Origin of the sequence: Aurantibacillus circumpalustris (assembly GCF_029625215.1) — a bacterium.
Lineage (GTDB): Bacteria > Bacteroidota > Bacteroidia > B-17B0 > Aurantibacillaceae > Aurantibacillus > Aurantibacillus circumpalustris.
Genome location: NZ_CP121197.1, coordinates 2,207,971 through 2,222,403 on the forward strand (window position 1 = coordinate 2,207,971; position 14,433 = coordinate 2,222,403).

General features: G+C 35.4%; 11 protein-coding genes. 10 read left to right on the forward strand and 1 reads right to left on the reverse strand.

Annotation, left to right across the window (positions count from 1 at the left end):
- Positions 1-4: 4 nt before the first annotated feature.
- Positions 5-490 (reverse strand): c-type cytochrome, encoded by a 486-nt coding sequence (locus P2086_RS09220; RefSeq protein ID WP_317900160.1) that lies wholly within the window; start codon positions 488-490, stop codon positions 5-7.
- A 463-nt stretch (positions 491-953) separates the two neighbouring features.
- Between P2086_RS09220 and P2086_RS09225 the strand changes: the two genes are divergently transcribed.
- From P2086_RS09225 to P2086_RS09270, 10 genes are all read left to right on the forward strand, one after another.
- Entirely contained in the window at positions 954-2,186 is a 1,233-nt protein-coding gene (locus tag P2086_RS09225) for a T9SS type A sorting domain-containing protein (protein WP_317900161.1), read from the forward strand.
- Between the two features lie 295 nt (positions 2,187-2,481).
- On the forward strand, positions 2,482-5,538 hold the full coding sequence (locus P2086_RS09230; protein WP_317900162.1) for an amidohydrolase family protein: 3,057 nt from the start codon (positions 2,482-2,484) through the stop codon (positions 5,536-5,538).
- A 7-nt stretch (positions 5,539-5,545) separates the two neighbouring features.
- The gene (locus P2086_RS09235) at positions 5,546-6,835 is read left to right on the forward strand and encodes an amidohydrolase family protein (RefSeq protein WP_317900163.1); all 1,290 of its coding nucleotides are present in this window, start codon (positions 5,546-5,548) and stop codon (positions 6,833-6,835) included.
- Positions 6,836-6,837: 2 nt separating this feature from the next.
- The gene (gene pdxA / locus P2086_RS09240) at positions 6,838-7,890 is read left to right on the forward strand and encodes a 4-hydroxythreonine-4-phosphate dehydrogenase PdxA (protein WP_317900164.1); all 1,053 of its coding nucleotides are present in this window, start codon (positions 6,838-6,840) and stop codon (positions 7,888-7,890) included.
- A 150-nt stretch (positions 7,891-8,040) separates the two neighbouring features.
- The gene (locus P2086_RS09245; protein ID WP_317900165.1) at positions 8,041-9,030 is read left to right on the forward strand and encodes an AAA family ATPase; all 990 of its coding nucleotides are present in this window, start codon (positions 8,041-8,043) and stop codon (positions 9,028-9,030) included.
- Positions 9,031-9,116: 86 nt separating this feature from the next.
- Positions 9,117-9,983: a DUF58 domain-containing protein gene (locus P2086_RS09250; RefSeq protein WP_317900166.1), complete on the forward strand. Its 867-nt coding sequence runs from the start codon at positions 9,117-9,119 to the stop codon at positions 9,981-9,983.
- Positions 9,984-10,005: 22 nt separating this feature from the next.
- Positions 10,006-11,586 (forward strand): hypothetical protein, encoded by a 1,581-nt coding sequence (locus tag P2086_RS09255; protein ID WP_317900167.1) that lies wholly within the window; start codon positions 10,006-10,008, stop codon positions 11,584-11,586.
- Positions 11,586-12,596 carry a vWA domain-containing protein gene (locus P2086_RS09260; protein ID WP_317900168.1) on the forward strand — a complete coding sequence of 337 codons (1,011 nt, stop codon included), beginning with the start codon at positions 11,586-11,588 and terminating at the stop codon, positions 12,594-12,596. The genes P2086_RS09255 and P2086_RS09260 overlap by 1 nt, the downstream gene beginning before the upstream one ends.
- On the forward strand, positions 12,596-13,636 hold the full coding sequence (locus P2086_RS09265) for a vWA domain-containing protein (protein WP_317900169.1): 1,041 nt from the start codon (positions 12,596-12,598) through the stop codon (positions 13,634-13,636). The genes P2086_RS09260 and P2086_RS09265 overlap by 1 nt, the downstream gene beginning before the upstream one ends.
- Complete coding sequence (locus P2086_RS09270) at positions 13,623-14,351, forward strand: tetratricopeptide repeat protein (protein WP_317900170.1); 729 nt, start codon at positions 13,623-13,625, stop codon at positions 14,349-14,351. The genes P2086_RS09265 and P2086_RS09270 overlap by 14 nt, the downstream gene beginning before the upstream one ends.
- Positions 14,352-14,433: the final 82 nt, after the last annotated feature.

Below are 14,433 nucleotides of genomic sequence, written 5' to 3' on the forward strand. Positions count from 1 at the left end.
GTATTTAATGACCTTTAATAGTAGTTTGAACGTATTCAGTAATAGCGTTTGCTTGTTCTTCGTCTACTTGCGCAGCAGGCATCAAACCTTTTCCGTGTAAAATAATTTCTTTTATTTCTTCTAGTGTCATAGAGCTTGTACCTAAATCCTTTGCGCCACTCAAACCTAATTTTCCGTCACTTCCGTGGCAAACAACGCAATTCATTTTATATAAAGATTCACCATCGTTTGATGCAACAGCTTCCATGCCTTCCTTTGGAATAGCTTTTTTCTTGTGGTAAGATTCTGCCAAACCAAAACTCCCAGTAATCATTAATAAACTTAAAGCAGCTAAAATTTTATTTGATTTTTTGAATCCAATAACAGCAATTGGTATAGACCCAAGAACTAAAGCAATTTTTATATAAAATAGGTAATCGTATTTACCGCCAAAAGGCAACTGCGTCATTAAAACAATTCCTGTTACAAGAAACAAAACACTCACAATCATTTCTGTGATTTTTATCTTTTATGTAAACTTTGCAAGCAGTTCATTTTTGTTGCTTAACAACAAAATTGTTTTTATCACGTAAATCAATAAAAACAACGTAACTACTAAATAGTGGGTGTGTAATATTCCTTTAAACATATTTTGAATTTTAACGGTAAAAATAGCAATATATACAGAGAATAAAAACCCTCGGTTAGACACGGGTTAATTCGAACCGCAGCGAAAAGCTTACTTGAGCGCAATCGTGAATAGTCAAACTGAACGTAACTTGTTCCAGGGCCGCCTTAGGAGTTGAGGCCATACCTTGCCAATGACAAAGTATTTCCAGTATTTAGATGAAAATTATTAACGAATTCAGGACTGAATTTGTAAACGGTTGAAAATCTTTCAATTAAGATGTAATCCTATTGATATTTTGGCATTAAATTTGTTGCATAGAGTCATACTAAAAATCCTAATACCCATGAAAAAAGTAATCGCAATTTTCGTTTTTTTCACAGGGACGCATTCTGTCGTTTCTCAAACAGTTGTTTCGTCTTGCTCAGCTTCTGATAGTGTAAAGGTATTGTACATTGACGATGCAGATAGACTCGCGCTGAAAAAAATTTATCAGCAAAACTTAACGGATACCAACAGCATTGTAATACCTCAGGCGCATACGGATACTATTTTAAAAGCACTAATTGCTGTTTATAATGCGACAACGCTGCCCGCTAGAAATGCCGTTGTCTCTCTGTACAATATTCATACATTTCCTAATCCAATCATGAATAGATTATATGTTGCCGCAGATTCGACTTTGCCTTGGATGCAGCAATTAAAAGCCGGTAATATTCCTACAGGCAATACACAAGCTGATGGTTTAATTTCCACGTACAGTCTTACAATACAAAACTACTCTAGTTACTCAAGTTGGTTTTCATATCACGTTGTAACTTTTAAATCAGATAGCAACTATAATACTGCCCCTCTGACCGATTTGTTTGAAAACATTTCAGGTGTAGTTTTTTCGGAGACAGGTAGTGTTGTTGGTGACGGAAACGACATTTCAGCTGTAATCTATCCTAACCATGTAGAACTGACTTATTCTCTAGGTTGGGGTGATTGTCCTGCGGGTTGCATAAATAGGCATTTTTGGAAATTCAATGTTTATTATGATTGTTCTGTAGAGTATGTAGGAGAGTATGGGCCACCGTTACCACCTGTACCACCCAAAATATTTGTTTCTGGTTCAATTTGCACTAATGCTACTTTAACTGTAAACATTTTGGGTGCCAATTCGTATTCATTAAACAATCAGTCAGTATCTAATTCACAATTCACTCTTAGTTCTCCAACGGCCACTTCTTATGTGATTTTAGCTTCAAATGGTACTTATTCCACTTCGCAATCTATTTCAATTGTTGATTGTGGTGCTATAACTGCCGTCATAAACGAAAATAAATCACACTCAAACATTTCAATTTATCCTAACCCAGTAAATGAAATCTTAACTATTGAATTTCCAGACAGCTATGGGCATATAAATGGAAAAACTGAAATGAAAATAGTTGATTGTCTTGGAAAAATAATAATCAACGAGGAATTTAGAGCAAAAATGAAAAATGATGCCACACAAATAAACATTAGTGCATTGCCCAGCGGCGTTTATTATATAAAAGTCGGAAATGAAACAAGAAAGTTTGTGAAGGAGTGAAGTTACATCTCGCCGTTTTCTTCCGTCTCTGTATAGCCAATGGCGTTTTAAGTAAGTCCAAGTAGAAATTGAATTGTTTCCCGCTAGTATGGATTAATTGACTAGCAGGGTCCGCGAGTCAATTTGCATAAAAATATAACCTCGCAATCGAGAATTGTATAATAACAATCGAGCAATGGCAATGGAGGCGAAAAATTCCTTTTCTAGAACTGATAATAAGCCGCCGCGCATTTACCACGATAAAAACCCTTTCCCAATTAGTTATTTCGGCAAATCTCATTAAATTTGGTGGTTTATGAATAAATCGGTTTTATACCTTATACTTTTCGTCGCTCTCCAATGTAATTTGAAAGCACAGAGTACTTTTCCAACTAACGGAGCGCCTTTTAATTCACATACAATTTATGCGTTTGTAAACGCAAATATTTATGTGGACTATGAAACTCTTCTAACTAAAGGTACTTTATTGATTCAGGATGGTAAAGTTTTAGGTGCAGGTGAAAAAATTGAAATCCCGAAAAATGCCACTGTTATCGATTTGAATGAAAAATTTATTTACCCTTCGTTTATAGATTTATATGGCGATTACGGACTTCCCCCAATAAAGAAAGAAAAAAGACAACCGGGCCCGCATATGGAGAGTTCTGAAAAAGGAGCGTTTGGCTGGAATGAGAGTATCCGTTCAAATATAGATTCCTATAAATTATTTGTACACAATACTGAAAAAGCAAACGAATTAAAAAAACTGGGTTTTGGTTCAGTACTTTCTTGTTCTAAAGATGGCATTGTAAGAGGAAGTGCTATGCTTGTTAACCTGAATTCTGAAAATGAAAATAAAAGTATTATCATAGATAAAGCTGCTGGATTATATTCCTTCAATAAAGGAACTTCACTACAAGATTATCCAAATTCTTTAACGGGCGCAATTGCATTATTGCGTCAAACGTATCTGGACGCCGCATGGTATGCGTTGAATAAAAACAAAACAGAGTATAACATTACTTTAGATGAGTTTAATAAATTACAAACCTTGCCATCAGTGTTTGAAGGGAATGATAAATTTAATGACCTGCGTGCTTCCAAAGTCGGAAAAGAATTCAATGTAAAATACATTGTAAAAGGCGGAGGAAACGAATACCAACGGATAAGTGACATCAAAAGCACTTCGTTGAATTATATTATCCCTGTCAACTTTCCCGAAGCTTACGATGTGGAAGATCCTTACGAAGCACAGGGCATTTCTCTGGCAGAATTAAAACATTGGGAATTGGCTCCCAGTAACCCTTCAGCTTTAGAAAAAAATAATATTACCTTTTGTTTCACTACTTCTGATTTAAAAGATAAAAAAGTATTCCTCAAAAACATTCGCAAAGCGATTCAATATGGATTGACTGAAAAAACAGCACTCAAAGCCTTAACAGCTAATCCGGCTCAATTTATAAACGCCTCTGATAAAATTGGCGCACTTAAAAAAGGATACTTCGCTAATTTTTTTATCAGCACAAAATCAATATTTGACGAAGAGGCTTCTATCATTCAGCATTGGGTGGTAGGCGAGCCAAATTTGTATGAAGAAATTAATACGCCTGATTTAAGAGGAAATTATATTCTAAGTGTTTCGGAAAGAACCTACAGTCTCAAACTTTCAGGAGAACAATCGAAACCCAAAGCAGTAGTTTTAATTGATACGACTAAAAAGAGGGTTACCTATGATTTTGAAGATAATTTTTTAATGCTCAGTTTTCAAATCGATTCAATAAATAATTTTAGAGGAACTGCTTCTTATAATAAAGAAACAAAAGGTTTTGATGGCAATGCACAACTATCAAATGGTAGTTGGAAAAAATTTCAAATTAATTTTATTTCGGCCGATACTTCCAAAAAGAAACCAAAATCAGAGCCTTCCGCTTTAAATCTTGGAAAGGTTATTTATCCTTTTACGACATATGGAGAAGAACTTCCCGAAGAAAGTACCCTCTTTAAAGAGTCATGGAATAAATTTAAAAACCGTTATTCGGCTATCTTAATAAAAAACGCAACGGTATGGACTAACAACGGCGATACGGTTTTGCAGGATTACGACGTGTATGTGGTGGACGGAAAAATAGTGCGCATTGCTCCCAATATTGACGCCCCTAAACTGGCCTATGCAAAAGTTATTGATGCAAAAGGAAAGCACCTTACGCCAGGAATCATTGATGAACACAGTCATATCGCTTTAACTGCCGGAGTAAATGAAGGTACTCAAGCAAGCAGTGCAGAAGTGCGGATGGGTGATGTAATTAATCCAGAAGATATTAATATTTACCGCCAACTTTCAGGTGGTGTCACAACTGCTCAGTTGTTGCATGGCTCGGCTAATCCAATTGGTGGTCAAAGTGTATTAATTAAGTTGCGCTGGGGCCATAACGCCGAAGACATGAAATATGAAAAGGCTGATCCATTTATAAAATTTGCTTTGGGTGAAAATGTAAAACAAAGTAATTGGGGCGATTTAAATAAAGTACGTTTTCCTCAATCGCGCATGGGTGTGGAACAAGTATATGTTGATTTTTTCACACGCGCGAAAGAGTACGATAAAGAGCAGCAACTTTCTGCTAAAGGAATAAATACAAGTTCTTTCAGACGAGATCTGGAATTAGAAGCATTGGCAGAAATTTTAAATATGAAGAGATTTATTACTTGTCACAGTTATGTACAAAGTGAAATAAATATGCTCATGCATGTGGCAGATAGTTTTGGTTTTAAAGTAAATACCTTTACACATATTCTTGAAGGGTATAAAGTTGCCGATAAAATGAAAGTGCATGGAGCAAACGCTTCTACATTCTCCGATTGGTGGGCTTATAAAAATGAAGTGATGGAAGCAATTCCATATAACGCAGCTGTACTTACAAAAGTTGGAGTGAATACTGCGATTAATAGTGATGATGCAGAAATGGCGCGACGTCTTAATCAAGAAGCTGCAAAGTGTATTAAGTATGGTGGACTTTCAGAAACAGAAGCATTAAAGCTCGTTACGCTTAATCCTGCAAAAATGTTACACATTGATAATAAAGTTGGACGTATTAAAGTAGGCATGGTTGCAGATTTGGTGTTATGGACAGACAATCCTTTAAGCGTTTATGCAAAAGCAGATAAGACAATTATTGATGGTCAAATTTATTTTGACAGAGATGAAGATGTGAAGCTGCAGGAAAAAATTAAAAATGAAAGATCTCGCATCATCACAAAATTACTTTTAGAAAAAAGCAAAGGAACTAAAGTAGTGAAACCAACACATGAGAACCAACGCTTGTATCATTGCAATACAATTGAAGGCGTTTCAGAAGAAGAAACTGGTTTAAGATAGAAACAAAATGAAAAAATTAAACATACTTGCGGTTTTACTTTTGATCGGCACTTATTATTCGGCACAAAAAACGTATAACCACATTGCACTATTAAATGCCACGGCACATATTGGCAATGGAAAAATTATCGAGGGAAGTCTTATTGTAATCAATAAAGATAAAATTGAAACCGTTTCCCAAACCAAAGGCTTAAAGTTAGATTACAAATCGTTTGACACTGTTATTGATCTCGCCGGAAAACACATTTATCCAGCTTTAATTAATACGAACAATGTACTTGGTTTGCATGACGCAGAGGCAGTGAGAGCAACTATCGATTTCCATGAAGTAGGTACTCTAAACCCACACATTCGATCTTTGATCGCTTACAACACCGATAATCTTATTATTCCAACCGTTAAAACAAATGGCGTTTTGTACACACAAGCAACACCAAGAAGCGGTTTAATTAGTGGTTCTTCTTCTATTTTAGCTTTAGAAGGTTGGAACTGGGAAGATGCTGTATTAAAAGCCGATGACGGTATCCATCTTAATTTTCCAAAAGCGGTTGTCAATAAATGGTCTGAAGATGATGGCCTTTCTAAAGCGCAAAATAAAAAGTATACCGAGGAAATGAATCTTCTAACCAAGTTTTTTGAAGATGCCATTGCTTATTGTAAAACGACTGACAACAAGGAAAAAAATCTTCGCTTTGAAGCCATGAGAAACGTTTTAAATGGAACTGCAAATCTTTACATCCACAGTGATCACGCAAAAGATATTTTAAAGGCCTTACAATTCGTACAAAAACTTGCAATCAAAAAGCCTGTTATTGTTGGTGGAAAAGAGAGCTACCGCATCACCGCTGAACTTAAGAAATATAAAGTTCCTGTAATGCTTAACCGAGTGAACGACTTACCAGATTATACAGATGACAACGTAGATATCATCTACAGTTTACCATATCTTTTACAAAAAGACAGTGTCATATTCTGTCTTCAATTAGAAGGTGATATGGAAGCAATGCAAAGCAGAAATTTGCCTTTTAATGCTGGTGAATCTGTTGCATATGGTTTAACAAAAGAACAAGCACTTTCATCCATTACGCTGAATGCCGCCATTATTTTAGGCGTAGATAAATTAATTGGATCATTAGAAGAAGGTAAGTTGGCTTCACTTGTAATAAGTGAAGGTGATTTATTAGATATTAGAACAAATAACATTTTTCTTGCTTATATATCTGGTAAGAAAGTAGACCTTTACAACAAACAAACCGAACTTTATAATAAATACAAAAACAAATACGGAATCAAATAATTATGAGTGATAATAAAATAATTGTAGGAATCTCACAGGGCGATATTAATGGAATAGGCTTAGAAGTAGTTCTTAAAACATTAATGGAACCGGGTATTTCAGAAGTTTGCACTCCTGTTCTTTTTAGTTCGCAAAAAACAGTATCCTATTACCGCAAAGTCTTAGGTCTGGAGGAATTTAGCTTTAACCCAATGCGTGAATTTGGTCAGTTAAATAGTAAAAAACCAAATGTATTTGTGTGTTACGAGGAAGAAGTAATTGTAGAAATGGGTAAGTCAAGCGATACTGGAGGTAAATATGCTTACGTGTCTCTTGAAAAAGCGACTCAAGCTCTTTTGGATGGAAACATTGATGTTTTGGTTACTGCGCCTATTAATAAAAGTAATATTCAAAGCGAGCATTTTAAATTCGTGGGCCATACAGAATATTTAGGTGATAAATTAGGAGGTGAACCATTAATGATTTTGTGTTCTGAAAATGGACTGCGTGTAGCACTTGTTACCGGGCATCTTCCATTGAAGGATGTAGCACCTAGAATCACAATTGATACCGTTTCAAAAAAAATTAAACAACTGCACGAATCTTTGGTGAAAGATTTTGGTATAAGTAAACCAAAAATTGCGGTTTTAGGTTTAAACCCACATGCTGGTGATGCTGGAACAATCGGTAATGAGGATATGGAAATCATTAAGCCTGCTATTGAGAGCACCAAAGTACATGGATTGGTTTATGGTCCGTACGCTGCAGATGGGTTTTTTGGTAACGAAACCTACAAACAATTTGATGGTGTTTTAGCCATGTATCACGATCAAGGTTTAATACCCTTTAAATCAATTGCGTTCAATAATGGAGTAAACTTTACAGCAGGTTTAAATGCTATACGTACTAGTCCTGATCATGGCACTGCATATGACATTGCAGGGAAAAATTTAGCGAATGAACAGTCTTTTAAAATGGCAATTTATGCCGCAATCGATATTTATAAAAAGCGAAAACTGTATTCCGAAATCTCGGGCAATCCCTTACCATTTGGTCACATAAAAAAGGAGCGCTAACGGCGCTTTTTTTTATGTTTTTTTTTGTAATTAAGTTTAAACATTTCTTAGTATAAGCTTAACAAATTTTAACTAGACTAAAATCGTCTCAATCTCGCACCATTGATATCTTTGACACTCAAATTGCTACACACAAATAAGTAAACTATTATGGTTGACATTAAAGAAATTAACGAACGCATTCAGCGCGAAAGTGCATTTGTAGAAATGCTTACTGTTGAAATGGATAAAGTTATCATAGGACAAAAATCTATGGTAGAACGCCTTTTGATTGGTTTGCTTAGTAATGGTCATATCTTGTTGGAAGGGGTTCCGGGTCTGGCGAAAACTTTAGCTATTAATACACTCGCTAAGTGTGTTGATGCGCAATTTAGCCGTATTCAATTTACACCCGATTTGTTACCAGCCGACGTTATTGGTACTCAAATTTATAGCCAGAAGCAAGAAACGTTTTCAATTCGTAAAGGGCCTATTTTCGCAAATTTTGTTTTGGCGGATGAGATCAATCGTGCTCCGGCAAAAGTGCAGTCTGCTTTACTAGAAGCGATGCAAGAAAAGCAAGTAACTATTGGTGATCAAACATTCAAATTACCGAATCCATTTTTAGTATTAGCAACACAAAATCCAATAGAGCAGGAGGGAACCTATCCATTACCTGAAGCGCAAATGGATCGTTTTATGTTGAAAATTGTAATTGGTTATCCGAATAAAGAAGAGGAAAGAAAAATTATTACATCAAATATTCAACCGTCTGGAATGCCACAAGCAAACAGCATTTTAACAACTGATGCGATCGTTAAAGCGAGAGCCGTTGTGAAAGATGTTTACATGGATGAAAAAATTGAAAAGTACATTGTAGATATTGTTTTTGCTTCACGTTATCCAAAAGAATACAAACTTCAAAAATTTGAAGGTTTAATTTCTTATGGTGGTTCTCCGCGTGCAAGTATTAACTTGGCATTGGCTGCAAAAGCATATGCATTTATTAAGCGTCGTGGTTATGTAATACCTGAAGACGTGCGCGCTGTTTGTGTTGACGTTATGCGTCACCGTGTCGGTTTAACGTATGAAGCGGAAGCAGAAAACATTACTTCTGAACATATCGTAACTGAAATTCTAAACACTGTTGAAGTTCCATAAGGATCTAAGATTTTAGAAGTAAGAAGTTAGAAATTTATTTTCTCACTCCAAATCTTAGATCTTAAATCAAATATCTTAAATCAAAAATGGAAACAGCCGATCTTTTAAAAAAAGTACGTAAAATCGAGATCAAAACCCGGGGATTAAGTAGTCATATTTTTTCCGGAGAATATCACAGTGCCTTCAAAGGACGTGGTATGGCTTTTTCAGAAGTCCGAGAATACACACCCGGAGACGATATTCGTTCTATTGATTGGAATGTAACAGCCAGATTTAATACTCCGTTTGTAAAAGTTTTTGAAGAAGAACGTGAACTGAGTGTTGTTCTATTAGTAGACGTTAGCGCCAGTGGTGGTTTCGGAACGAATAAACAACTTAAACAAGATCTTATAACTGAATTATGCGCCGTTGTTGCGTTTTCAGCTTCTCAAAACAACGATAAAATTGGTGTGATTTTTTTTAGTGATAAAATAGAAAAGTTTATCCCACCCAAAAAAGGAAAAAAACATGTACTAAGAATTATTCGTGAGCTCATAGAGTTTAAGCCTGAAAATAGACAAACGAATATTGAATTAGCTTTAAAATATTTATCAAGCATTATTAAAAAAAGAAGCATCGTTTTTTTAATCAGTGATTTTTTAACAGAGAATAATTACAAAGACGCGCTTAAGATTGCTAATAAAAAGCATGACATTGTTGCCTTAAGAATTGTTGATAAGGCGGAAGTGGAACTTCCAGAAGTTGGTTTGATAAAATTAAAAGATAACGAAAGTGGTAAAATCACTTGGGTAAATACGAGTGATAAATTTTTTAGAAAACAGTTCGCTGTTAATCACTTAAAGTTTGAAGCTGAAATAAAAGATACGTTTAACAGAAGTGGTATCGATGCTACAAAAATATTCACGCACGAAAATTATGTTAAACCATTAATGAATCTATTTAAAAATCGATAAAATAAATTTCAATCCTACAGTTTTGAACTCAGTTAAGAAAATAATAGCCTTTTTCCTTTTTGTAATTGCCTTAAATGGTTATTCGCAACAAGTGCGTTTAGATGCGGTTCTTGACACAACTAAAATCAGAATTGGCGAGCAGGCAAAAGTTGACATATACGTTACCTATAGCTCGAAAGAAAAGGATATTAAAATTCAATGGCCGAGTATTGGTGACACTATCACTGGAAAAATTGAAGTGATTGCTGTAAGTCCAATCGACACAACTTTACCGGATAAAACAAATTCCACCAAAATTTTTCAGCATCAGCAAATTATCGTAAGCGTTTACGATAGCGGTTTTTATGCCATGCCTGGTTTTGAATTTATTATTAATGATGATACAGCACATCCAATTTACACGAACCCTTTGTTTCTGGAAGTGCACACCGTTCCAACTGATACAAGCGCGACAAAACTCAAAGACATTAAACCTCCTTTCGGAGAAGAGTTCAATTGGAAGTGGTATCTCAATTACGTTTATTTCGGTGCAGGGATTCTTGTTTTAATTATTATAGTAATACTCGTAACACTTTATTACGCTCGTAAAAATAAACAGGTAAATCTGGAGCCAGAAAAACCAAAAATTCCGCCACATTTAACAGCATTAGCCTCTTTAGAAAAAATAAAAAGAGATTTAGTTTGGAAAGACGGAAAGGTAAAAGAGTATTATTCGTCCATTTCAGAAACTATTCGTACTTATATTGAAGATCGTTATAACGTAAATGCGCTTGAAAGTACAACAGACGAAATTATGATGGCCTTCAGATCGCAGGTAATTGATAGAGACAGTAAAGATAAATTACAGCAATTATTAATGCTGAGTGACTTGGTGAAATTTGCTAAAATGTTTCCGATTGATGATGAACATAACTTCACACTTCAAAATGCATTTGATTTTGTGAATGGAACTAAACGTGAAGAGGAAATGCATGAAGGGGCTGAGATTTTGCTCGATAACATCGAAGCAACCAACGAAAATACGGTTGAAAATAATAATGAGAAATTATCAGCGCAAAAAGAAACTGGCGCCGTACAGGCTAATCCATACGTGCCGGGTTATGTTAGTGAGCCAAAGCAAAATGAAGTTTACCTAGATGAAAAGACGAAGATTCCAGAAGAAACCAGTTCTGGTAAGAAAAAAAATAAGACCGTAATTATCGTTGTCTTGTCATCTTTATTTACAATTGGATTAATCTTCACTGTAAATAAACTATTTTTCTCATCAACAAGTGATAATCCTTTGGAAGCATTGGTAAGCAACATTAACAGAATATGTCCTGTTATGTTGGACACCGAAAATCGTTTAAACAAGGTGACCTTAATAGAAGAAAAAACGGTTCAATTTGACTTAGCACTCGTTAACATATCTTCAGATCAATTCGATCCTAATATGCTTAAAGCGCGTATAGAACCTATGGTTGTGAAGGAAGCAAAGACCAATGCACAAATGGAAGAGTTTAGAACCAATCAAGCTGTATTGAAATATAATTATAGCGATAAGAATGGAAATTTTCTTTTTACAATCGAAGTTAAACCAGATGATTACAATACGTACTATTAGTGATAAATTATTTTAGCGACATACAATTTGCAGAGAAGCATTGGTTTTGGTTAATGCTGTTATTGCCCTTAATGGTTATCTGGTACATTTGGCGCCTTAAAAAACATGAGGGTGAATTTAATTATTCGTCTTTTGTTTTACTAAAAGCTATTCCTGTTTCTTCTAAAGCCAAGTCTCGTCACGTTTTACTTATTCTTAAGTTAGCGTCCTTTGCTTTATTAATCACAGCATTGGCCCGTCCGCAATCTCGCAGCAGTTGGAAGGATACTAAAACAGAAGGTATTGATATCGTAATGAGCCTCGATGTTTCATTATCCATGCTGGCAAAAGATTTTAAACCCAACCGTATGGAGGTTGCTAAGGAAGTGATGGTTGACTTTATCAACGCACGTCCAAATGATCGGATTGGTCTTGTTATTTTTGGTGGTGAAGTGTTTACACAATGCCCTTTAACAAATGATCACAAGGTTCTAAAAAACATGTTCCCTCAAATTAAAGCTGGAATTCTTGATCAAGGTACCGCCATTGGTCTTGGTTTAGCAGGAGCCGTTGCGCGTATTAAAGAAAGCAAAGCCAAGAGTAAAGTTATTATCATGGTTAGTGATGGAGTTAATAATGTAGGTGAAATTTCGCCGCTTACAGCAGGGGAATTGGCAAAGACTTATGGTATACGTGTTTATTGTATCGGTGTTGGTTCTAAAGGTAAGGCCTTGCAACCTGTAGCTATGTATGCACAAGGTCAATACGAATACGATTACGTGGATGTTGAAATTGATGAGAAGATAATGACAGATATTTCTGATATGACAGGAGGTAAATACTTTAGAGCAACAAATAAAGAAAGCCTAAAAAATATTTATCTAGAAATTGATAAAATGGAAAAAACGATAACCAGCGAAAAAAGTTTTAGTAACAAAGCTGAACATTTTCTTCCTTTTGTATTATTAGCATCCATTTTGTTGTTGTTAGAGTTCGTATTGCGTTTTACTTTATTCAGATCTATACCTTAATGTTTAAATTCGAACATACCGTTTATTTTTATGCGTTTGCAGCTTTGCCAGTGATGCTATTACTCGTTTTATGGTACTTTGCCTCACGTCGTCAGAAATTAAAACGCATTGGTGATAGCGAGTTAGTAGCACAATTAATTCCTTATTCAAGTAAACGAAAAAGAATTATCAAGGTTATTTTATTTTTATTAGCCTTTAGTTCTGTTATTCTCGCTCTCTGTAATCTGCAAACCGGTAGTAAACTAACTGAAGTGAAACGTGAAGGTGCTGATATCATCGTTTGTTTGGACGTAAGTAATAGTATGTTAGCTCAAGATCTTAGTCCCAACCGATTAGCAAGGGCTAAATACGCCCTCGAAAAAATGATCGACATGTTAGAGGGTGACCGTTTAGGGCTTGTTATTTTTGCAGGCGAAGCTTACGTGCAACTTCCAATAACGACAGACTATAATGCAGCCAAAATGTTTTTGGAGTCAATTGGACCAGGCATGGTTCCTGTTCAAGGAACGAAGATTGCAGAAGCAATTAAAAAAGCATCTGAATCGTTTAGTACCGACGAGGGTAAAAACAGAGCAATCATCTTAATAACCGATGGCGAAAATCATGAGTCCGCAGCGATTGAAGCTGCTGAAGAAGCTGCGAAAAATGATATTATGATTAATACAATTGGTATTGGTTCTCAAAATGGTGTTCCGATTCCTTTGGTTGAGAATGGAGTAGTAAAAGGTTATCGAAAAGATAAAGAGGGACAAACTATCATAACTAAATTAAACGCTGATCTTCTTAAAACAATCGCAAGCAAAGCTAATGGTGTGTTTGTTCAGGCAAGTCAGGCCGATATTGGTTTAGATGCTGTGTTAGATAAAATTGCTCAGTTAGACAAAGCACAACTTGAAAGTAAAATGTACTCTGATTATGAAGATCAATTTCAATGGTTTGTCGCTATCGCTCTTGTTCTATTTTTAATTGAATTTTTAATAAGTGAGAGGGTAAGTGAATGGTTTAAAAAAATTAATTTATTTGGAAATGCAGTTAAGTAAATTATATAAAGAGTCAGTAGCTTGTTTGCTCTTAGCTTCGAGTGTGTGTGCCGCGCAAAAAGACGCAGAATACTTGTACGAAGGAAATAAATTATACAACTCAGGTAAGGTGCCCGAATCAACTACTAAGTATTCACGAGCGCTTGAGTTAAATCCAAATAATAGAAAAGCGAATTTTAATTTGGGAAATTCTCTTTATAAAAATGCCATGGAGGTGAAGAGCGGTGCCATGGTACTTCCAGAGAGTAATACAATGAAGCCAGACTCTTTAGCCGGATTGATATTTGATAAGGCTTCTCAAAACTTTGCAGTGGTTGCCAATTCTGTTTCCGATAAAGATACACTACACCAGGCATGGCACAATATTGGGAATTGCTATCTTCAAAAAAAAGACTACCAACAAGCTGTTGATGCTTATAAAAAATCTTTAAAATTTAACCCTAAAGATGAAGAGACACGTTATAATCTTGCTTATGCTTTAAAAAATCTCCCGAAACAAAAAGGTGGCGGTGGCGGTGGTCAAGGTAAACCGCAGCAAAGTAAAGGCGAAAATAAAGAGGATAAAGGTAAACCACAGCAACAACAAAGTCAGATGAGTAAAGATCAGGCGGAACAGTTATTAAAAGCTCTGATGGATTCCGAGAAAAAATTACAGGATAAAAGAAAGCAAAAACAAGAAGACGCTGCAAATAGCGCTAACGATAAAGATTGGTAAGAGTTGTAGATCGATTAAAATTATTAGCGAACTATTGTATACGTTAAAATAAATTAATAAAAATTCAACTCCTAAATAATGG